16 protein-coding genes are annotated in these 19577 nt (G+C 68.1%); 4 read left to right on the top strand and 12 right to left on the bottom strand.

Translation table 11 applies throughout. The features are described from left to right. Window positions 1-155: 155 nt before the first annotated feature. Entirely contained in the window at window positions 156-776 is a 621-nt protein-coding gene (locus CURTO8I2_RS01540) for a TetR/AcrR family transcriptional regulator (RefSeq protein WP_159678095.1), read from the bottom strand. Window positions 777-963: 187 nt separating this feature from the next. On the opposite strand from CURTO8I2_RS01540, the gene CURTO8I2_RS01535 reads away from it, so the two are divergent. Both CURTO8I2_RS01535 and CURTO8I2_RS01530 read left to right on the top strand, forming a co-directional pair. Continuing rightward, window positions 964-3441 carry an acyl-CoA dehydrogenase gene (locus tag CURTO8I2_RS01535; RefSeq protein ID WP_159678093.1) on the top strand — a complete coding sequence of 826 codons (2478 nt, stop codon included), beginning with the start codon at window positions 964-966 and terminating at the stop codon, window positions 3439-3441. A 93-nt stretch (window positions 3442-3534) separates the two neighbouring features. Then, entirely contained in the window at window positions 3535-4014 is a 480-nt protein-coding gene (locus CURTO8I2_RS01530; RefSeq protein WP_159678091.1) for a hotdog fold domain-containing protein, read from the top strand. A 190-nt stretch (window positions 4015-4204) separates the two neighbouring features. On the opposite strand, the gene CURTO8I2_RS01525 is transcribed toward CURTO8I2_RS01530, so the two are convergent. Together CURTO8I2_RS01525 and CURTO8I2_RS01520 are read right to left on the bottom strand one after the other, a co-directional pair. Beyond that, window positions 4205-5341: an NAD-dependent epimerase/dehydratase family protein gene (locus tag CURTO8I2_RS01525; RefSeq protein WP_159678089.1), complete on the bottom strand. Its 1137-nt coding sequence runs from the start codon at window positions 5339-5341 to the stop codon at window positions 4205-4207. Further along, on the bottom strand, window positions 5325-6692 hold the full coding sequence (locus CURTO8I2_RS01520; RefSeq protein WP_159678087.1) for an MFS transporter: 1368 nt from the start codon (window positions 6690-6692) through the stop codon (window positions 5325-5327). The genes CURTO8I2_RS01525 and CURTO8I2_RS01520 overlap by 17 nt, the downstream gene beginning before the upstream one ends. A gap of 117 nt (window positions 6693-6809) precedes the next feature. On the opposite strand from CURTO8I2_RS01520, the gene CURTO8I2_RS01515 reads away from it, so the two are divergent. Then, window positions 6810-8414, top strand: a complete 1605-nt coding sequence (locus CURTO8I2_RS01515; RefSeq protein WP_159678085.1) for a choline dehydrogenase — start codon at window positions 6810-6812, stop codon at window positions 8412-8414. On the opposite strand, the gene CURTO8I2_RS01510 is transcribed toward CURTO8I2_RS01515, so the two are convergent. The 3 genes from CURTO8I2_RS01510 to CURTO8I2_RS01500 form a co-directional block, all read right to left on the bottom strand. Continuing rightward, window positions 8411-9298, bottom strand: a complete 888-nt coding sequence (locus CURTO8I2_RS01510; RefSeq protein ID WP_159678083.1) for a DMT family transporter — start codon at window positions 9296-9298, stop codon at window positions 8411-8413. The genes CURTO8I2_RS01515 and CURTO8I2_RS01510 overlap by 4 nt on opposite strands. Window positions 9299-9375: 77 nt before the next feature. Then, window positions 9376-11268, bottom strand: a complete 1893-nt coding sequence (locus tag CURTO8I2_RS01505; protein ID WP_159678081.1) for a M48 family metallopeptidase — start codon at window positions 11266-11268, stop codon at window positions 9376-9378. A 34-nt stretch (window positions 11269-11302) separates the two neighbouring features. Then, the gene (locus CURTO8I2_RS01500) at window positions 11303-11908 is read right to left on the bottom strand and encodes a LemA family protein (protein ID WP_159678079.1); all 606 of its coding nucleotides are present in this window, start codon (window positions 11906-11908) and stop codon (window positions 11303-11305) included. A gap of 82 nt (window positions 11909-11990) precedes the next feature. Between CURTO8I2_RS01500 and CURTO8I2_RS01495 the strand changes: the two genes are divergently transcribed. Continuing rightward, window positions 11991-13415: a serine hydrolase domain-containing protein gene (locus tag CURTO8I2_RS01495; protein ID WP_159678078.1), complete on the top strand. Its 1425-nt coding sequence runs from the start codon at window positions 11991-11993 to the stop codon at window positions 13413-13415. Window positions 13416-13749: 334 nt separating this feature from the next. On the opposite strand, the gene CURTO8I2_RS01490 is transcribed toward CURTO8I2_RS01495, so the two are convergent. From CURTO8I2_RS01490 to CURTO8I2_RS01465, 6 genes are all read right to left on the bottom strand, one after another. After that, window positions 13750-14313: a hypothetical protein gene (locus CURTO8I2_RS01490; protein WP_159678076.1), complete on the bottom strand. Its 564-nt coding sequence runs from the start codon at window positions 14311-14313 to the stop codon at window positions 13750-13752. Between the two features lie 848 nt (window positions 14314-15161). Further along, window positions 15162-15557 carry a glycine cleavage system protein GcvH gene (gene gcvH, locus CURTO8I2_RS01485; RefSeq protein WP_159678074.1) on the bottom strand — a complete coding sequence of 132 codons (396 nt, stop codon included), beginning with the start codon at window positions 15555-15557 and terminating at the stop codon, window positions 15162-15164. Window positions 15558-15626: 69 nt separating this feature from the next. Next, window positions 15627-16724, bottom strand: a complete 1098-nt coding sequence (gcvT, locus tag CURTO8I2_RS01480; RefSeq protein WP_159678072.1) for a glycine cleavage system aminomethyltransferase GcvT — start codon at window positions 16722-16724, stop codon at window positions 15627-15629. 140 nt (window positions 16725-16864) lie between these two features. Then, window positions 16865-17296 (bottom strand): NfeD family protein, encoded by a 432-nt coding sequence (locus CURTO8I2_RS01475; protein WP_159681496.1) that lies wholly within the window; start codon window positions 17294-17296, stop codon window positions 16865-16867. Window positions 17297-17306: 10 nt separating this feature from the next. Continuing rightward, on the bottom strand, window positions 17307-18278 hold the full coding sequence (locus CURTO8I2_RS01470; RefSeq protein WP_159678070.1) for an SPFH domain-containing protein: 972 nt from the start codon (window positions 18276-18278) through the stop codon (window positions 17307-17309). A 282-nt stretch (window positions 18279-18560) separates the two neighbouring features. Next, complete coding sequence (locus tag CURTO8I2_RS01465) at window positions 18561-19508, bottom strand: DUF6607 family protein (protein ID WP_159678069.1); 948 nt, start codon at window positions 19506-19508, stop codon at window positions 18561-18563. Between the last annotated feature and the right edge of the window lie 69 nt (window positions 19509-19577).

Raw genomic sequence — 19577 nt, 5'->3', positions numbered from 1 at the left:
GCACTGACTTGCAGGCATTCGGAAAGATATCGATCGAATGCTCCGCAGACTCGCAAGCTCATGCGAGGCTTCAGAACGATGCGCTCAGCCGCTGGAGGCCGTCCACTCCACCGAGACTCCGGATTGAGAACGCCGAGACGAATTCGCGGTCTGGATCAGGCGGGGACGAGCGTCAGCGCCAGGTGCTCCACGTAGGCGTCGAACTCGTCCTGCTGCATGCGGGCCTGGTGCAATTGCAGATTGAGTTGCAGGAACCCCACGTACGCGGCATAGGTCAGGCGTGCACGGTGTTGTGCATCTTCGCGCACGAGGCCCGCTTGCCGGAACGACGCGGTGAGGTAGTCGAGACGACGCTTGGAGACACGTTCGATCACCGGCTGCACCGTCGGGTGGTCCTGCGCCTTGAGCAATGCGCTGTAGATCACATGCGACTTGTATTCGCGGGCCACCATGTGGAACAGCGCGCGCAGACGTTCTCGCGCGTCCGGCACTTTTTCCAAGGCGCCAAACAGCGCCTCCTGCTCGACGTTCTCCCAGCGCTCCAGCGCGGCCTGCAGCAGCGCATCGCGCGACGGAAAGTGCCAGTAGAAACTGCCCTTGGTCACACCGAGCCGACGCGCGAGCGGTTCCACCGCCACCGCCTGCACGCCGGTTTCGGCGATCAGATCCAGCGCGGCCTGTGCCCAGTCGTCGGCACTCAGACGGCTCGGGCGTTCGGTGGGCGAGGCGTCGCCGGACTGGGCCGTCACCGCGGATTTCGGGGCAGGTCTGCTCATCGCGACAGTCTATCCATACGCATCCATCCGCAACAGTATCGACGCGCCCGACACAGGGCGGCTGGCAGCATTGACAGCGCCGGAGACGGTTACCATACTCGTCCGTACGGTCAGCATCGGGATCCCGCCCGTGCAGCCGGCCCCGTGCCGGTCCCGTTTTCCGTAATGCCGATTGCCGGAGTTGATGATGAGCGTCGCGATCCCGTTTCTCGCCTTCCTGCTGGTGGGTGCCTTCGCTGCCTACCACCGTCTTCGCCTGGTCTACTGGGCCGCGATCACGTTCACCGTGCTGCTCGCCTGTTGGCTGCTGGGCGCGAACGGAGTCGCGACCCTGATCGCCGCCATTCTGGTCGCGGCCATCGCGATTCCGCTGCTGATCCCGGCGGTGCGCAAGTCGCTGATCACCACGCCGTTGCTGAAGTTCTTCCGCAAGGTGCTGCCGCCGCTGTCGCAGACCGAACGCATCGCACTCGAGACCGGCTCGGTCGGGTTCGAAGGCGAACTGTTCACGGGCGATCCCAACTGGCAGACGCTGCTCGACTACCCCAAGCCGCAGCTCACTGCCGAAGAGCAGGCGTTCCTCGACGGACCGGTCGAAGAGCTCTGCAGCATGATCAACGACTGGGAAATCACCCACGTCCACGCCGATCTGCCGCCCGAGCTGTGGGACTACATCAAGCGCAACAAATTCTTCGGGATGATCATCCCGAAGGAATACGGTGGCCTCGGCTTCTCGGCGCTGGCGCATCACAAGGTGATCCAGAAGCTGTCGTCGATGTCGAGCGTGGTCAGCTCGACGGTCGGCGTGCCCAACTCGCTCGGACCGGGCGAACTGCTCAACCATTACGGCACCCAGGAGCAGAAGGACCACTATCTGCCGCGTCTGGCGATCGGCCAGGAAGTGCCGTGCTTCGGCCTCACCGGTCCGTTCGCCGGTTCCGATGCCACCTCGATTCCCGATTACGGCATCGTCTGCAAGGGCGAGTGGAACGGCGCGAACGTGCTGGGCGTGCGTCTGACCTTCGACAAGCGCTACATCACGCTGGCGCCCGTGGCCACGCTGGTCGGCCTCGCATTCCGCATGTACGACCCCGACGGTCTGATCGGTGACACCCAGGACATCGGCATCACGCTGGCGCTGCTGCCGCGGGAGACACCGGGCGTGGAAATCGGCCGCCGTCATTTCCCGCTCAACTCCCCGTTCCAGAACGGCCCGATCCATGGCAAGGATGTCTTCATTCCGCTGAGCCAGCTCATCGGCGGCGCGGAAATGGCCGGCAAGGGCTGGAACATGCTCAACGAGTGCCTCGCCGTCGGTCGCTCGATCACCCTGCCCTCCACCGCCTCGGGCGGCGCGAAGGCCGGCGCGGTCGTCACCGGTGCGTACGCGCGCATCCGCAAGCAGTTCGGCCTGTCGGTCGGCCGTTTCGAGGGTGTGGAGGAAGCACTCGCCCGCATCGGCGGCAAGGCCTACATGATCAGTGCGCTGTCGCAGGCCACGGCGGCAGCGGTCGACCGCGGCGACGTGCCCTCGGTGCCGTCGGCGATCGCGAAGTACCACTGCACCTCGATGAGCCGCGAGGTCATCAGCGATGTCATGGATGTCATCGGCGGCAAGGGCATCATTCTCGGCCCGAAGAACTTCGCCGGCCGCAGCTGGCAGGCAGCGCCGATCGCCATCACCGTCGAGGGCGCGAACATCATGACGCGCAGCCTGCTGATCTTCGGACAGGGCGCGATCCTGTGCCACCCGTGGGTCATGAAGGAGATGAAGGCGGCGCAGGACCCGGACGCGCAGCGTGGGCTCGAGGAATTCGACCGCAACCTGTTCGGCCACATCGGCTTCGCGATCTCCAACGCCGTGCGCTCGTTCTGGTTCGGCCTGACCGGCGCCAAGATCGGCGCGGCACCCGGTGACGCCTACACGCGCCGCTACTTCCGGAAGCTGGACCGCTATTCCGCGAATCTCGCGCTGATGGCCGACGTGTCGATGCTGACGCTCGGCGGCAAGCTCAAGTTCAAGGAATCGCTGTCAGGCCGCCTCGGCGACGTGCTGAGCCACGTCTACATGACCAGTGCGATGCTCAAGCGCTATCACGACGAGGGTGCGCCGCAGGCCGACCAGCCGCTGCTGGCGTGGGCCTTCCACGACAGCGTGCACAAGATCGAACTCGCACTGTCGGCGGCGCTGCGCAACTTTCCGATCCGTCCGGTCGGCTGGCTGATGTGGCTGCTGATCTTCCCGTGGGGCCGTCGTGCCGAGGCGCCGGGCGATCGCCTGTCGCGCCGCGTGGCCGCGCTGCTGATGGCGCCGAACGAGGCCCGTTCGCGTCTCGCCGACGGCGTGTTCATGACGCCCTGCGAGAACAACCCGGGCGGCCGCATCGACAGCTACCTGGCCAAGGCGATCGCGGCCGAGCCGGTGGAGCGCAAGTTCCTCAAGGCGATGAAGAGCAAGGGCATCGAAGCCCTGGATTACGACGCGCAGCTGGACGAAGCCGTGCGCGAAGGCCACATCACCGCAGAGGAGCGCACGCTGCTGGTCGAGCTGCGCGAGCTCACGCTGGACACGATCACCGTCGACGATTTCGACACCGAGGAACTCCGCTCGGCGGGGTACCGGGCGCCGACGCAGGCGTCGAGCGAGTCGCGCGAAGCGGCCTGAGCGGTACCTGTGATGTGAGATTGACAACGGCGGGCCAGTCCCGCCGTTGTCGTATCCGGCTTTCCGGTTTTCCTCCCAGACTCGGAGCGCGCGATGACCGCCCCACTGCTGACGTTGCGCGATCGACTCATCCGCTGGCCCGGCGGTGCCTGGCTGTTCGGATTTCTCGTGTGCCGCAAGGCGCCCTACTTCGCCAGCATCGCGCCGCGCATCACCACGCTGCGCGCCGGTCACGGCGAGGCGACGATGCGTCACCGTCGCGCGGTCACCAACCACCTCGGCACGGTGCATGCGATCGCGCTGTGCAATCTCGCCGAACTGATCGGCGGCCTGACCACCGACGTCAGCATTCCCGCCTCGATGCGCTGGATCCCCAGGGGCATGACCGTCGAGTATCTGAAGAAAGCCGTCGGCACGATGCACGCCACGGCGATGCCGGCAAGGCCGCCGGTCGTGTCCGACGCGGGCTACGCCCTGCCGGTCCACGTGGTGATCCGCGACCCCGCCGGCGATGTCGTGTTCCGCGCGCAGATCGCCATGTGGGTATCGCCGCGCGGCGCGCGGAACGGTTGAACGCAGAGACCTGCAGCCGGGTGTCGACCGGCTGACTGTCGGCTGCGGCCTGCACCGCGCGGCTCGCGCGCGGCTCCGGCTCGGGAAATGGCGACAGTCCGACTGGCCACGCATGCGGCAGACGACGACACGATCGACCCAGGCACTCATGCAGATCGCGAACGCGGAGCGCGCACCTGCCCTCCCAGCCTCAGTCGCTGCGCGCATGCCACGTGGCCAGCATCTCGGCCTCGCGTTGCGGCGTCAGTCCCGACTTGAGGGCGGCGCGGCGTTCGGCCGGCTGCGCGCGCCACCACGCCAGCGTGTCGCGCACGGTGTCGTCGATGGGGCGATGCGTGAGTCCGGCCGTAATCGCACGATCGACACGTGTCCGGCCGAAGCCGGCGTACTCGCCCACCGGCGCGATCCACACCGGCATGTCCGACCACGCCTTGACGGCCTGCGCGTCGAGGAAATCCGCGGGCAGCCAGGTCAGCCCTGCCTCCGGCGCACCGCCTGCCGCGCTCGCCTGGCGCAGGCAGCTGTCGAGCAGACGCCCCATATCGAGCGCGCCCGGCGCCGCGTCCGCGTTGAATACACCGGTCGTGTCCTGCTCGATCAGCTGCAGCAGGAACGCGGCCAGATCGCGGACGTCGATGCACTGGGTGGGATTGCCGGGTGCGCCGGGGGCAGCGATCTCGCCGCCGCGATCAGCGCGCGCCGGCCAGTAGGTGAAGCGGTCGGTCGGATCGCCCGGACCGACGATCAGCCCCGGGCGCACCACCGATGTGCGGTCTGGCGCTGCCGCCTGCGCAGCGCGCTCGCAGGCGGCCTTCAGGCCACCGTAGGTCTCCCCGGTGATCGTGCGCGTGGCGGGATCGTCGAGTGTCGCCAGCGGGCTGTCCTCGTCGTTGGCGATATCGTTGCGCGCGTAGACCGAGATCGAGGAGATGATCTGGTAGTGGCCTACGCGGTCGGCCAGCAGGGCCGCGCTGCGCGCGACGTCGTCGGGGAAATAGGCCGAGGTGTCGAGCACCGCATCCCAGCGGCGGTTGCCTTCGAGCGCGGTGAGATCGTCCTTGCGGTCGCCGCGCAGCTGCTCGATGCCGGCCAGCGGCGTGCCATCGAAGCGTGTCGGGTTGCTGCGCCCGCGGTTGAACAGGGTCAGCGTGTGCCCGCGCGCATGGGCGCGTTCGACGAAGTGCGGACCGAGAAACCCGGTGCCGCCCAGGATCAGCAGATTCAACGGGCGCGCGGCGCGCGCCTGCGATGCGAAGACGGCACCCGGCCATGCGGCGATCGCCGCGGCGGTCAGGCTGTGGGCGAGGAACTCACGACGGCTGGCCATGGACGTGCTCCGGCGGCCGGGCGGCTGCCGGCTGTTCCGGCAGCCTGCGCTCGGCGCGGATCACCCGCCATGCGCCGAAGGTCATGCCCAGCGCGATGCCGATGCCGGCCACGAACACGAGCTGGGAGCCCAGCGCCGACAGCGCCTTGTGCACCCAGACGAAGGTCACGTCGCCGCCGCGGTACACCGCGGTGTCGATGACCGCTTTCGCCTTGTAGCGCGATTCGCGGCTCACCCGGGTGTAGAGGGTCTCACGGGCCGGCTTGGCCAGCGAGAACTCGCTGGCCCGGGTCATCACCTGCACCGTCGCGATCAGCAGCGGCAGCGGCGATGCCGACAGCAGCGCGAAGCCGATCAGGATGGCCACCGCCGGCAACAGCAGCAACGGCGCCACGCCGTAGCGGCGCAACAGCCAGCGCGTCAGCAGCAGTTGGACCAGGATCGTCAGGCTGGCGACCGCCCAGTCGATGATCGAGTAGTAGCGCGTCGCGGCCTCGGCCGTGGGGTAGTACTGGCGCACGATCGCCGCCTGTTCGTTGTAGAGCAGCGTGCCCACGCCGACGCCGAAGAACATCAGCATCGCCAGGCCGCGCAGCAGCGGATCGGCGGCGATGAGTTTCAGGCCCGCCCAGATCGACCCGCCGATCGCCTGCTCGCCCTGCTCGGCACGCCTCGCCTCGTTGCGCCGCGCCCAGCCGCGCAGCTTGAGGATGCACAGCAGGCACACGCACAGGAACCCGACCGATACCAGCGTCAGGTTCGCCACGCCGATCCGGCCGACCAGCACCGTCGTGATGAAAGGCCCGACGAATGCGCCGATGGTGCCGCCGGCGCCGATGTAGCCGTAGTAGCGCTTGGCGTGTTCGTTGTCGAACACATCGGCCATGAAACTCCAGAACACGGTCACCGCGAACAGGTTGAAGACCGCAATCCAGACGAAGAACAGGGCGCCGCGACCCGACAGGTCGGTGTCGAACGCCCAGCGGAAGCCCAGCAGGCAGACGATGAAGACCAGATACACCACGGGCAGGAACACCCGGCGCGGAAAGCGCGACACCAGCGCGCCGTACAGCGGCTGCAGCAGCAGCATCACCACGAACGTGGCGCTGAAGAGCGCCTGCAGCGTGAAATCGCCGAGCGCGATGCCGCGCGCCGAGGCCCAGTCCAGAAGGAAGACCGGAAACACGGCGGAGGCGTCCGAGGATGCACCCATCGCATCGCGCACCGGGCGCAGCACGTAGTAACCGCAGAGCAGGCAGAAGAAATACAGCAGTGCCCACCACAGCGGCGGCGACTCCGCCAGCGCGGCGCGCAGCCGCGGGCGTGGCGGCGTCATGACGGGGGGGCGCATGGCGGGCTCCTGGCGGACGCGGCACGTTAACGCAACACCATGACGGCGACCAGCACATCGCCAGCACGACCGGATGCGCGGAGCATATGCTCTAGCCCCCTTGCCTACCGTGCCGCGATGCCTCCCCGCCCTGCTCCCGTCTACGACTACATCATCGTCGGCGCCGGTTCCGCCGGCTGCGTGCTCGCCCACCGGCTCAGCGCCGATCCCGACGTGCGCGTGCTGCTGCTCGAAGCGGGCCCGAACGACACGCACCCCTTCATCCACATGCCGGCCGGCCTGGCGAAGCTGGTCAACCGCAAGGGCGTGAACTGGGACTACGACACCGCGCCCGAGCCGCAGCTCGACAACCGGGCACTGTGGTGGCCGCGCGGCAGGGTGCTCGGCGGATCGAGTTCGATCAACGCCATGTGCTACATCCGCGGCGTGCCTGCGGATTACGACGACTGGGCGGCGCAGGGCGCGCAGGGCTGGGCCTGGGACGACGTGCTGCCGTGGTTCCGCAGCAGCGAAGGCAACACGCGCGGTGCCAATGCACTGCATGGCGACGACGGTCCGCTGACGGTGTCCGACCTGCGTTACGTCAACCCGGTCTCGCGGATGTTCATCGAGGCCGCGCAACAGGCGGGGCTACCCGCGAACGACGACTTCAACGGCCCGCGACAACAGGGCGTCGGCCTGTACCAGGTGACCCAGCGCGATGGTGCGCGATGTTCGGCGGCCACCGCGTATCTCGATCGCGACACCCGGGCGCGCCCGAACCTGACCATCCAGACCGGCGCGGTCGCCAGCCGCGTGACGTTCGAGCACGGGCGTGCGACCGGCGTGGTGTATTCGACCGCGCGCGGCGCGTTCCACCAGCCGGCGACGCGCGAGGTGCTGCTGTGCGGCGGTGCGATCAACACGCCGCAGCTGCTGATGCTCTCGGGCATCGGCCCGGCGGACGATCTTCGCCGGCAGGGCCTGAAGGTCGTGCACGATGCGCCCGGCGTCGGCGGCAATCTGCAGGACCATCTCGATATCTGCACCCTGTTCCATTCGACGCAACGCATCACCTATGACCGCGCCAGCGACGTCGCGATCGCGTGGGATTACTTCGTGCGCGGCCGTCGCGGCCCCGGCACCAGCAACATCGCCGAAGCCGGCGGCTTCTACCGCTCCCCGCTGGCGCCCGACGACCGCGCCGACATCCAGTTCCATTTCGTGCCGGCGATGCTCGACGACCACGGCCGCAATCGCCTGGCCGGCGACGGCTACACCCTGCACGCCTGCTTCCTGCGCCCGCGCAGCCGCGGCCGCGTCACCCTGGTCAGCAACCGCGTCAGCGACAAGGCGCGCATCGAGGCGAACTACCTGTCCGATGCGGATGGATTCGATCTGAAGATGATGGTCGAGTGCGCGCGGATCTCGCGCACGATCCTGTCGCAGGCCGCGTTCGACGGCATCCGCGGCGCGCCGATCTTCCCGGCACGCAACGACCTCACCGATGCCGAACTCGGCGCATTTGTCCGCGCCAAGGCCGAGTCGGTCTACCACCCGGTCGGCACCTGCCGCATGGGCACCGACGACGCGGCGGTGGTCGACCCGCAGCTGCGCGTGCGCGGCGTCGAAGGTCTGCGCGTCATCGATGCGTCGGTGATGCCGACCCTGCCCGGCGGCAATACCAATGCACCGGTGATCATGATCGCGGAGCGGGCCGCCGCGGGCATCCTGGCGGGCTAACGCAGCGCGGACGCAGCCGGTCGCGTCACCAGCCACACCCCGATCGCCGCGAGCGCGAAACCGCCGAGCTTGAGCGCGGTGAGATGCTCGCCGAGCACCCAGCTGCCGAACACCGCTGTCACCGGCGGCATCAGGAAGAACAGTGCGGCGACGCGCGTCGCCGCGCCACGCCGGATCAGCACGAACAGCAACGCGAACCCGCCCAGCGAATTGACGACGACGGTCCACAGCATCGGCAGGTAGAAGTCCGGCGCATGCGCGAAGCGGAACCCTTCCAGCCACAGCGCACCGGGCAGCAGCACCGCCGTCGCGGCGAGATTCTGCACCGCCAGCCCGGCACGCAGGTCGCCCTGCGACGCGAAGCGCTTCTGGTAGACGGTGCCGAGGCTGATGCCGGCCAGCCCGGCGAACAGCGCAAGCCAGGCGACCCAGCCCGTGGCGCCGTCGATGCGATCGGCGACCACCAGGACCACGCCCATCAGACCGAGCAGCAGACCGCCCCACTGCGCCGGCGCCAGACGTTCGTCACCTCCGGCGACCGCCAGCACCGCGACCACCATCGGCATCGTGCCGATGACCAGTGCGGCCACGCCGGCGCTCGCCTCCCACGACAGCGCCAGATACACGCCGCCGAACTGCAGCGCGAGCATCAGCACGCCGGTCACCGCACTGTGCAGGACCGATCGCGCATCGCCCCATGGCACGCGCGCGGCGAGCGCGAGCGCGGCGAACACCAGTCCCGCCAGGCCGAAACGCCAGACGAGTGCGGTCAGCGGCACTGCGTGCTCCACCATCAGCTTGCCGGCGATGTAGCCGGTGCACCACAGCAGCACGAAGGCCGTCCCGAGCGTGGTGTGCGACGCGCCTGGACGCGGGTCGGTCATTGCGGATTCCGGTCAGGCGGTGCCGCCATCCTCGGTCGCGGCGCCATCGGCGTCACTGCGACCTTCGGCGAAGCGGCTCAGCGCGTCAGCTGCTCCAGTGTCGGCGGCAGCGGGCAATGCAGCACGCCGCAGATCGTGCGCAGCAGTTCGGATTCCGCCACGCTGACCTGGCCGTCGTGACTGACGGCCGCGGTGATCGCCTCGACCATCACCTCCTTGGCCAGCGGGTCGAGCGCGTCGAGCGGCGCCCACACCGCGTCCAGCGCCTGCACGCCGCCGGCCGGCGGCGCGTAGGGCATGTGATCGCGCGGCAGCACGCGCTGCATGCCGGCGAGATAGGCGCGCTGCGCAGCGGCCCTGTCGCCGGGATTGCCGGCCTGCGCGACCACGGCCAGCAGCGTCGCGAATTCCTGCTTCACGTTACCCGGCTTGCGCCGGCCGAAACGGATGTGACGGCCGGGATCGAGGGCTTCGCGCAGCTGGACTTCCAGCAATCGCCCCAGGCAGTACTCGAACAGCGAGACATTCTCGTCGGCATGGACCACCGCATGCACGGTGTCGAGGAATGTCGCCAGTTCGGGGCGCGGACGGCGGCGCAGCACCGGGAATGTGATCGACGCCAGCGGCAGGCGCAGCATCGGGTGCAGCGCCAGCAGGTGGGTCTCGCGCAGATGCGCTGCTTCCATCGCGACCGACGCACCCATGCGCGCGACGATCTCGGTGTGCTGCCGACCGCGCACGTGCTCGCCGTCGTCGAACAACAGCGCGAGCACCAGCGGCATCGCCGCTTCGCGATGGGTCGCGACGTCGTGCAGCGCGTCGCTGATCGCCATCACCAGCGCATGCGCGCGCGCGTAGTCGTCGTCGTGGGGATGCGCGACCTGCGCCGCGACCATCGGCGGCGTGACCGCCAGCGCGCGCTCACGCTGCGGCAACGCCTCGCCGGGCACGACCAGCCCCAGCGCCACGTCTTCCTGCAGGCCGTCCGGGGGCAGTGCCATCCACTGCTGCTGCAGGCGCGCCAGCTGCTCGGGACGGAAGCCCGGCTCCAACGCCTGGATGCGCTGGATCAGCGGCGGGTGCGTGGCGAACAGACCACTCAGGCCCACGCCATCGCCGAACAGCATGTGGCTGACTTCTTCGGCGTCCTCGCGGTGCGCCAGACGCGACCCGCTGTCGAGACCGCCGATCTTCTTCAACGCACCGGCGATACCGGCCGTCTGCCGCGTGAACTGCACCGCCGAGGCATCGGCCAGCACTTCGCGCGAGCGGCTGACGCCCGCCTTGATCATGCGGCCGAAGAACATGCCGAGCGCACCGACGACGATCGCCGCCAGCGCGCCGCCGATCACCACGATCGTCGCGCTGTTCCGGAACCCGCGGCCATGGATCAGGATCTTGCGCCCGATGATGCCGATCATCAGGATGCCGAACAGCACGCCAATCAGGCGGATGTTGAGCCGCATGTCACCGTTGAGGATGTGGCTGTATTCGTGCGCGACCACGCCCTGCAGTTCATCGCGGTTGAGCCGGTCAAGTGCGCCGCGGGTCACCGCGACCACGGCATCGGACGTCGAATAGCCGGCCGCGAACGCATTGATGCCCGCCTCCTGCTCGAGCACGTAGATCTTGGGCACCGGCACGCCGGACGCGATCGACATTTCCTCGACCACGTTGCGCAGCCGCCGCATCTGCGGATCGCGCGTGTCCTCCGACACCGGCACGCCGCCGAGCTGCTGGGCCACCGTGTCGCCGCCGCTGCGCAACGACGAAATGCGGAACAGCGACCCCAGGCCGATCACCGCGAGCGTCAGGACCGTCGCCACCAGCAGCGCACCCGGCCGCGGGCCGGCCACCAGCACGACCATCAAATCGACCACGATCACGATGCCGATCACCGCGCACGCGAACAGCGCGATCAGGCGCGTGCCGTTGCGCCGCGCCCGGGCCTGGCGTTCGAAGAAATTCATCGCGGTGAGCCGGCCGACGGCGCGGCAGTCGACCTCAGAACGTCACCTTCGGCACGTCGCGCACTTCCGCGCGATCGGCCGGAATGTCGAGCAGCGCCGCTTCCTTGAAGTTGAACATGCCGGCGAGAACGCTCGAGGGAAACACCTCGCGCTTGTTGTTGTAGGCCATCACCGAGTCGTTGTAGGCCTGGCGCGCGAACGCCACCTTGTTCTCGGTGCTGGTCAGCTCTTCGGTGAGCTGCAGCATGTTCTGGCTGGCCTTGAGGTCGGGATAGGCTTCCGACACCGCGAGCAGTCGGCCCAGCGCGCCGTTGAGCACACCCTGCGACTGCGCCAGCTGCGCCATTGCAGCGGGATCGCCGGGATCGGCCTTGGCCGCGGACAGGCCGGCCTGCGCCAGGTTGCGCGCCTGGGTCACGGCTTCGAGCGTCTCGCGCTCGTGGCGCATGTAGCCCTTGACGGTCTCGACCAGATTCGGGATCAGGTCGAAGCGGCGCTGCAACTGCACGTCGATCTGGGCGAACGCATTCCTGTAGGCATTGCGGGCGGTGATCAGCCCGTTGTAGATCCCGACGCCCCACAGCGCCAGACCTACGGCCACGACGACGAGCAATACCAGCAGGATCAACGCGCTAGCCATCAAACTTCCCCTTGTTCATGCAATCCATTACACAGGCGCTATCATCGCCGCAGCACCAGAGCATACGCAGGGGGCAGGTCCGATGAAAAGCCGACATCCGTACCGCCGGCCGCTCGTCCGGCTGGGTCTCATCGGCCTGCTGCTGCCCGCTGCACTGGGCTCCGCCGCACAGGCGCCGACATCCGCCGATGTCGTCGAGAACGAAAGCGAAGACGAGATCACCGCGATCGTGCCGCTCGACGAGCAGGCCCATCGGCCAGCCATCGTCAGCCGCGAGGACGCGGTCAAGCCGCAGCCGCGCGTGCCCGGTCAGGATAAGCCGCTGGCATCCACCTTCGACGTCACCCTGCTCGAAGCGATGGCCCAGGATCTCGTCGCCAACCAGCGCGTGCCGGGCCTCGCAATGGCGATCGTGCACAAGGGCCAGGTCCTGAGCGCTCGCGGCTACGGCATCACCGACGTCAAGGCCGCCGAGCCGGTCGATGCGCACACCGTGTTCCGGCTGGCGTCGTTGTCGAAATCCTTCGCGGGTACCGTGACCGGCATGCTCGTCTCCGAAGGCGCGCTGCGCTGGGACAGCCACATCGTCGATTACCTCCCCTCATTGCGGTTCTCCGACCCGCTGGCCGCGCAGCAGCTCACGGTCGCCGACGTGTTGAGCCACCGCGTCGGCCTGGGCCGCAACACCTACGACCGCGACATCGAGCGCAACGCCGACTATCACGATCTCGTGCAGCGGCTCGCGGCCGCGCCGATGCGCTGCCAGCCCGGCAACTGCTACGCCTACCAGAACGTGGCCTTCAGCCTGGTCGGCGATGTCGTCTTCGCGACTTCCGGACAGTTCTACAGCGAGGCCGTCTCGCGCCGGATCTTCAAGCCGCTCGGCATGAACGATGCGAGCTACGGGCTCGACGGCATCCAGGCGAGTACGCGCTGGGCCAAGCCGCATGTGCGCGCGGGCGGCGGCTGGACGTCGTTGATGCCCAAGCCCACCTACTACCGCCTGGCACCCGCGGCCGGCGTCAACGCCAGCATCAGCGATATGGCGCAGTGGCTGGTCGCGCAGACCGGCCATCGTCCCGACGTCCTGCCCGCGCCCCTGCTGGCGACGCTGCAGGCGCCGATCGTCGGCACACCGCCGGAGATGCGCAATTCGTCGTGGCGACGCGACCGGCTCGACGCCGCGGGCTACGGCCTGGGTTGGCGCGTCTACGACTACGCCGGCCAGCGCGTGGTCTTCCACGGCGGCGCCGTGCAGGGCTATCGCGGCCTGATGGCGATGATTCCCGATCGCGATTTCGGCATGGTCGTGTTGTGGAACAGCGAGAGCAGCCTGCCCTCGGGCCTGCTGCCGACGATCCTCGACCGCGCGATTGGCCTGCCGCCCCAGCGTTGGCTGGACGTCGATCCGAACCTCGAAACGCTGCACGCCCAGCGCACGCACGCACGTCCGTCGACGCAGTCGTCAGGCAGCACGACCCAACGCGCGGCGGCGACGCCGGAGTAAGCCCACCCGGAGTTCGAAACGACACGGGCCGCCTCCGGGCGGCCTTGTGCGTTGGGCCTCGGCGCCGGTCGATGTCTGCGCCGCGCTTCAACCTGCACGGCATCGCTCGACCGGCCCGCGCAGCGGTCCAAAGCCGCCACCGCTTAGCTCACGGGCTGCGTGCCGCCCGGTCCAATCCGTGCGGCCATCGATCCGTCGACGTGGCCGACGGCGCAACGCCCGGCAGGCCGCACTGACTACAGCGGCGCCCCAGCTGGAAACGCGCGCGCAAAAAAAACGCCTCCTCCGCCTGGGCACGCGGAGGAAGCGCTTTCGATGACGAAGCGAGTCGACGTTAGATCAGCGGCGTCGGCATCTGCGGAATCACGACCGGCGCGGACTTCTTGGTGCGCTTGGCCGGTGCACGCTTCTTGGTCGCCGTCTTCTTGGTAGCGGCCTTCTTGGTTGCAGACTTCCGGGGCGCTGCCTTCTTGGTGGCCGCCTTCTTGGTCGCGGCCTTCTTCGTGGCCTTCTTGGCAGTCGACTTCTTGGCCGTCTTCTTGGTGGCGGACTTCTTGGTCGCCTTCTTCGCAGTCTTCTTGGCAGTCGACTTCTTGGCGGTCTTCTTGGTGGCCTTCTTGGCTGCGGACTTCTTCGCGACCTTCTTCTTGGCGACCTTCTTGGTGGTCTTCTTCGCTGCCTTCTTCGCAGTCTTCTTGGCAGCGACCTTCTTCTTCGCGACCTTCTTGGTGGCCTTCTTCGCTGCCGGCTTCTTCTTGGCGACCTTGGCGACCTTCTTCGCGACCTTCTTGGCTGCCTTCTTGACCTTGCTCACTACCTTCTTGGCGGTGGATTTCTTCGCGGTCTTCTTCGCTGCCTTCTTGGCAGGCGCTTTCTTTACGGCTTTCTTCGTGGCCATGGAATGGCTCTCCTCGTCAGTGGACTTGCAGGTACAGCGGCCCAGTTCTCAAACGGCGCACGGGAGTCGGACCCGCGCACAACCGCCGACGCGCACCGCGCATCGGACCGGATTCGAAGGGTGGGTCGTCGACTGCACGACGTCGCCCCGGTGAAGCGAAACCCCGAACGCGCCAGCACTGTCGCGGAAGTCGGGAAGAGAGAGGGTGAATTTTCGCAGCGGAGACGATGCCCGCATCCACCGTGTGATGTTCCTGGCAGAGGTTCGAGTTGTGCTGCGCGCTGATGGCGTGGGTCGACTCACTCGTTTCGTTGCAGACGTGTGTTGCGGCGAAACCTAATCACGGTTTTTTCCACTGTCAACTGGTCGTCGCATTTTTTTTTCGCACTTCGCGCCGCGCCTGTCGGGCGGCGCGGCGTCGCGATGCCACGCACGCGCTGGGGGTTGCACCACGACGTCGCGCACCGCGCGCAAAACGCGTTCGCGAAACATCATAAAAAAAGGCATCAACGCTCGATCGTGCATCGACGGCGTGTCTTTCCGTGACGCACCTACCTGCATTTTCGATGTGGTGAAAAAAGAATCACCCACCCGTCCGCCACGTAAATCTCGTCACGTCGCGCGCGCCGCGTTTGCGCGGTTGCGGGACGGGTTTGCGCGGGAAATGCGCGGACTCCGAACGCGTCGATCGTCACCCGCGAGAGGTGTCGACGCACGTGACGCGCGCCGACTCGGCACGCGCACACGACGTGCCCGTCACGACGTCGGACCGGAATGCCGGAAACGAAAACCGGCGCGTCCCTCGCGGAACGCACCGGTCGATGTGCACGACGGTCGGATCGAAGACGTCAGTCTTCTTCGCCCTCGAGCTGCTCGGCGTAATCGTCGGGCGCCAGCAGTTCGTTGAGCTGGTCGGGCTCGCTCAGTTCGACCACGAAAAGCCAGCCTTCGCCGTAGGCGTCCTCGTTGATCGTCTCGGGCTTGTCGGCCAGCGCTTCGTTGACCGCGGTGATCGTGCCCGACACCGGGGCATACACGTCGGACGCGGCCTTGACCGACTCGACCACGGCCACGCCGGTACCGGCCTGGATGTCGTCGCCGACGGCAGGCAGTTCGACGTAGACCAGGTCGCCGAGCAGGCCCTGGGCATGGTCGGAGATGCCGACGGTGACCTTGCCGTCACCTTCGATACGGACCCACTCGTGGGACTTCAGGAATTTCAGGTCGCCAGGGATTTCGCTCATGGTCGGCTCCGGGGAAACGTTCGATCGGGAAGGTGGCGCTAGTGTAACGACGATGCGCAGCGGCGCGCATCAGACGCCGCCGGCGGGCTGCCCGTTCTTGACGAACGGGAACTTCACCACGCGCACCGGCACCTGGCGGCCGCGGATGTCGACGGTCACCGCGCCCGGCTCGCCGGCCGGCACGCGCGCGAACGCGATCGCCTTGCCGATCGTCGGCGAGAACGTGCCCGACAGGATCTCGCCCGCGCCGTTCGCGGTCGCGACCGTCTGCCCGTGACGCAGCACGCCCTTGTCGTCCATCACCAGACCGATCATCTGACGCGGTGCGCCGTCGGCCTGCGACTCGAGCAGCGCGCGGCCGTTGAAGCTGCGGCCTTCGTCGAGGGCCACGGTCCAGCCGAGCGCGGCTTCGAACGGCGACACGGTCTCGTCCATGTCCTGGCCGTAAAGCGCGAGCCCGGCTTCCAGACGCAGCGTGTCGCGCGCGCCGAGACCGGCCGGTGCGACGCCCGCCTCGTGCAGGGCCGTCCACAACGCCACCGCATGCGCCTCGCCGACGACGATCTCGAAACCGTCCTCGCCCGTGTAGCCGGTGCGGGCGACGAACAGATCGCCGTACGCGGTGCCGGTGAGCGCGGCGGCGGCGAAGCGGCCGAGCTTGGCGACGGTCTTGCCATCGCTGTCGCCGAGCAGCGCAGCGACCTTCTCGCGTGCCTGCGGTCCCTGCACGGCGATCATCGACAGCTCGGGACGCTCGGTCACGGCGACATCGAAATCGGCGGCCTGGGCGGTGATCCAGGCCAGGTCCTTTTCGCGCGTCGCGGCGTTGACCACGAGACGGAACCAGTCGTCGGCCATGAAGTAGACGATCAGGTCGTCGACGATGCCGCCGTCGAGCGTGAGCATGCAGGTGTAGAGCGCCTTGCCCGGCACCTTCAGCTTGTCGACCGAGTTGGCGACGAGCCGGCGCAGGAAATCGCGCGTGCCCGCGCCGCGCAGGTCGACGACGGTCATGTGGCTGACGTCGAACATGCCGGCGTCGCGGCGCACGTGGTGGTGTTCCTCGATCTGCGAGCCGTAGTTGAGCGGCATATCCCAGCCGCCGAAATCGACCATGCGTGCGCCCAGCGCACGGTGGGCATCGTTGAGGATCGTCTTCTGCGTCATCTGGCCGGCTCGCGAGCGGAAAGCCGGAATTATCGCAGGTTGGCCGACGCCGTCGCGCCGGGCCGATGGCGGAGATGCGCCGCCCGGGGCACCAGGCCCGATGGGCACGGCCCCACGCGAGCGCGGGACCCCGGCGTGACTCAGGCCGCTTCGACGTGCAGGTTCACCCCGTCGGTGCCGACGATGCGCACCGACGCGCCCGTCGGCATGTCCGGACCTTCGACCACCCAGAACGCATCGCCGATCCGTACGCGGCCGCGGCCGGCGACGATGCCCTGCTCGAGTGGCAGCACCCGACCGACGTGCTGCGAGGCGCGGCGGTTGAGTGTGGGATGGTCGCTCTGGCGTTCGCGACCCCGGAACCAGGTGCGATAGATCAGCACCGACACGAAACTCAGGCCCACGAACAGGGCCACCTGGGCCAGCACGGTGAGCCCGGGCACGAACAGCGTGACCAGGAACACCGCGGCCGCGGCGAATCCCATCCACAGCAGGAATGCACCGGGCACCAGCGTCTCGGCCGCCATCAGCAGCAGCGCGACCGCGGCCCAGCTGACGACATCCCAGCGCAGGCCGTCCATGTCAGAGCCCCGCGCGCGACGGCGGCGGAGGCGGCACCGCCCGTGCGGGCGTCGTCTTCTGGTTGCCGAGCGCTTCCTTGGCGAGTTCGCCGATGCCAGCGATCGAGCCGATCAGGCCGCTGGTCTCCATCGGCATCAGCACGAACTTCTGGTTCGGCGCCGTCGCCAGTTCCTTGAAGGCCTCGACGTACTTCTGCGCGACGAAGTAGTTGATCGCCTGCACGTCGCCCTGGGCGATCGCGTTGGAGACCATTTCGGTGGCGCGCGCTTCCGCCTCGGCCAGGCGCTCGCGCGCTTCGGCTTCGCGGAACGCCGCTTCCTTCTCGCCTTCCGCTTCGAGAATCGCAGCCTGCTTCTCGCCCTCGGCGCGCAGGATCGCCGACTGGCGATGGCCTTCCGCTTCGAGGATCACCGCGCGGCGCTCGCGCTCGGCCTTCATCTGCCGGGCCATCGAGTCGATGAGGTCGCGCGGCGGCTGGATGTCGCGGATCTCGATGCGCGTGACCTTGATGCCCCAGGGGTTGGTGGCCTGGTCGACGACGTTGAGCAGCTGGGCGTTGATCGTTTCGCGATTGCTCAGCGATTCGTCGAGATCCATCGAGCCGATTACGGTGCGGATGTTGGTCTGCACCAGCGCGATCGTCGCGATCTCGAGGTTCGAGACCTCGTACGCCGCCTTCGCCGCGTCCAGCACCTGGAAGAACACGACGCCGTCGACGCGCACGACCGCATTGTCGCGGGTGATGACGTCCTGGCTGGGGACGTCGAGCACCTGTTCCATCATGTTGATCTTGCGACCGACGCCGTAGACGATCGGCACCAGGAAATGCAGGCCCGGCGTCATCGAATGCGTGTACTTGCCGAAGCGCTCGACGGTCCACTCGAATCCCTGCGGCACCATGCGCACGGTCTTGAACAGCACGATGACGCCGGCGAACGCCAGCACCACGGCGAGAAACAATCCAGTCCCCATTGATCGACCCCTTGGCGGGCGGCTGATGCCGCTGGCTTCGAGTATAGGCGCAGGGTGCGCGAACCGATCGTCGCAACGCGGCCCGCCCCCGTGCAACGGGCGGACTGCGTGGCGGCGAACGGTTGGAACGCGGCCGGTGGCGGCAGGCGTGGTCAGCGGTCGGCGAACACTGCTTCCAACCCGATGCTCCCGCGGCCTGGAGGTCCGTGTCCGGCCAGGCACTCCGCCCGCGGCAGCTGACGCGCGCCGCGCACGGCGCAAGGCGCAAGGCGCCGACCACCGTCAATCGCGCGGCGTATCCACCCATTGCGCGAACACGGCGTCGATCTGCGCGTCGCTGACGCTGCCGCCGTCCTGCACGGTCCGGGCCTGTTCGAACAACGGGGCGATCAGCGCCATGCCGTCGACCCGGGTCTTCAGATGCACGCCGGCCGGCGCGGAGAGTCGGGCCTCCCAGCGCGCGCGCACCCGTGACCAGTAGGTCTGCGTGGCGTTCCAGTAGTCGTATGCCGGCGTGAAATCGATCGCGTCGGTCTTCACGTAATCGTTGAAGCCGGTTTCGCGGACGATGCTGGCGGTCACCGCGCCGTCTGCATCGCGGACGTCCTTGCGGTTGTCCTGTTCGTGGGTCCAGCCGCCGGGCACGATGGTGTGGCGGTTGACCGCGGCGAGCGCGTTGTAGTCCTCGCGCGTGGTGTACTCGCGGCGCGGCAGCGGCCGCCAGCCGGCGTCGGACGTCCATGTCGACGCACCGTTCTCGTGCACCCAGCGGCCGCTGCCGCAGTAGCGCGGGGCGTCGCTGACTTCGAACACGCACTGGGTCCAGCCGCCGCGCACCAGTTCTGCGGGCACGGCGCGCTGGCGCCAGGTCTGGTCGGATGCGAACTCCCAGCGCGTGGACGCTTCGAACGTCCAGTCCTGACGCCAGTGCTTGATCACGTGGCCGCTTTCGACGTCGAGCAGCAGGTGCTGCAGCACGATCTTCGTCGGTGTGTCCTCGACGACGATGACGACTTCGTCGCCGCCGCTGCGCTTGGGTGCCTTGCGCGTGTAGCCGGGGGCGAGGACGACGGTCTCGTCGAAGAGGAAACGCACGGTGTATTCGCCCTGCATGCCGAGGATCGCGCTGCGGTCTGCCTCGAGCGGCGTGGCGTGCGTGCGGGTGGCGGCCGGTGCGGCGGTGGAGACCAGCAGGGCGGCAAGTGCCAGCGCGATCGCGTGCGGTGTCATGTCGGTGGAACCTCGTGGTCGGTCAATGTCGGGAGAACTGGATCGCATGGCAACGCAGGCGATGGACGG

This window comes from Luteimonas sp. 9C, assembly GCF_902506295.1.
GTDB lineage: Bacteria > Pseudomonadota > Gammaproteobacteria > Xanthomonadales > Xanthomonadaceae > Luteimonas.
This window is presented reverse-complemented; position numbering and strand designations above follow the sequence as displayed.

What these genes read in the sequence shown, in the direction of transcription:
- gcvH (WP_159678074.1), bottom strand. Translation starts at nt 15,557, where the DNA reads ATGAGCGAAATCCCTGGCGACCTGAAATTCCTGAAGTCCCACGAGTGG.
- CURTO8I2_RS01490 (WP_159678076.1), bottom strand. Translation starts at nt 14,313, where the DNA reads ATGGCCACGAAGAAAGCCGTAAAGAAAGCGCCTGCCAAGAAGGCAGCG.
- CURTO8I2_RS01520 (WP_159678087.1), bottom strand. Translation starts at nt 6,692, where the DNA reads ATGCGCCCCCCCGTCATGACGCCGCCACGCCCGCGGCTGCGCGCCGCG.
- CURTO8I2_RS01540 (WP_159678095.1), bottom strand. Translation starts at nt 776, where the DNA reads ATGAGCAGACCTGCCCCGAAATCCGCGGTGACGGCCCAGTCCGGCGAC.
- CURTO8I2_RS01510 (WP_159678083.1), bottom strand. Translation starts at nt 9,298, where the DNA reads ATGACCGACCCGCGTCCAGGCGCGTCGCACACCACGCTCGGGACGGCC.
- CURTO8I2_RS01535 (WP_159678093.1), top strand. Translation starts at nt 964, where the DNA reads ATGAGCGTCGCGATCCCGTTTCTCGCCTTCCTGCTGGTGGGTGCCTTC.
- gcvT (WP_159678072.1), bottom strand. Translation starts at nt 16,724, where the DNA reads ATGACGCAGAAGACGATCCTCAACGATGCCCACCGTGCGCTGGGCGCA.
- CURTO8I2_RS01465 (WP_159678069.1), bottom strand. Translation starts at nt 19,508, where the DNA reads ATGACACCGCACGCGATCGCGCTGGCACTTGCCGCCCTGCTGGTCTCC.
- CURTO8I2_RS01470 (WP_159678070.1), bottom strand. Translation starts at nt 18,278, where the DNA reads ATGGGGACTGGATTGTTTCTCGCCGTGGTGCTGGCGTTCGCCGGCGTC.
- CURTO8I2_RS01515 (WP_159678085.1), top strand. Translation starts at nt 6,810, where the DNA reads ATGCCTCCCCGCCCTGCTCCCGTCTACGACTACATCATCGTCGGCGCC.
- CURTO8I2_RS01505 (WP_159678081.1), bottom strand. Translation starts at nt 11,268, where the DNA reads ATGAATTTCTTCGAACGCCAGGCCCGGGCGCGGCGCAACGGCACGCGC.
- CURTO8I2_RS01500 (WP_159678079.1), bottom strand. Translation starts at nt 11,908, where the DNA reads ATGGCTAGCGCGTTGATCCTGCTGGTATTGCTCGTCGTCGTGGCCGTA.
- CURTO8I2_RS01530 (WP_159678091.1), top strand. Translation starts at nt 3,535, where the DNA reads ATGACCGCCCCACTGCTGACGTTGCGCGATCGACTCATCCGCTGGCCC.
- CURTO8I2_RS01525 (WP_159678089.1), bottom strand. Translation starts at nt 5,341, where the DNA reads ATGGCCAGCCGTCGTGAGTTCCTCGCCCACAGCCTGACCGCCGCGGCG.
- CURTO8I2_RS01495 (WP_159678078.1), top strand. Translation starts at nt 11,991, where the DNA reads ATGAAAAGCCGACATCCGTACCGCCGGCCGCTCGTCCGGCTGGGTCTC.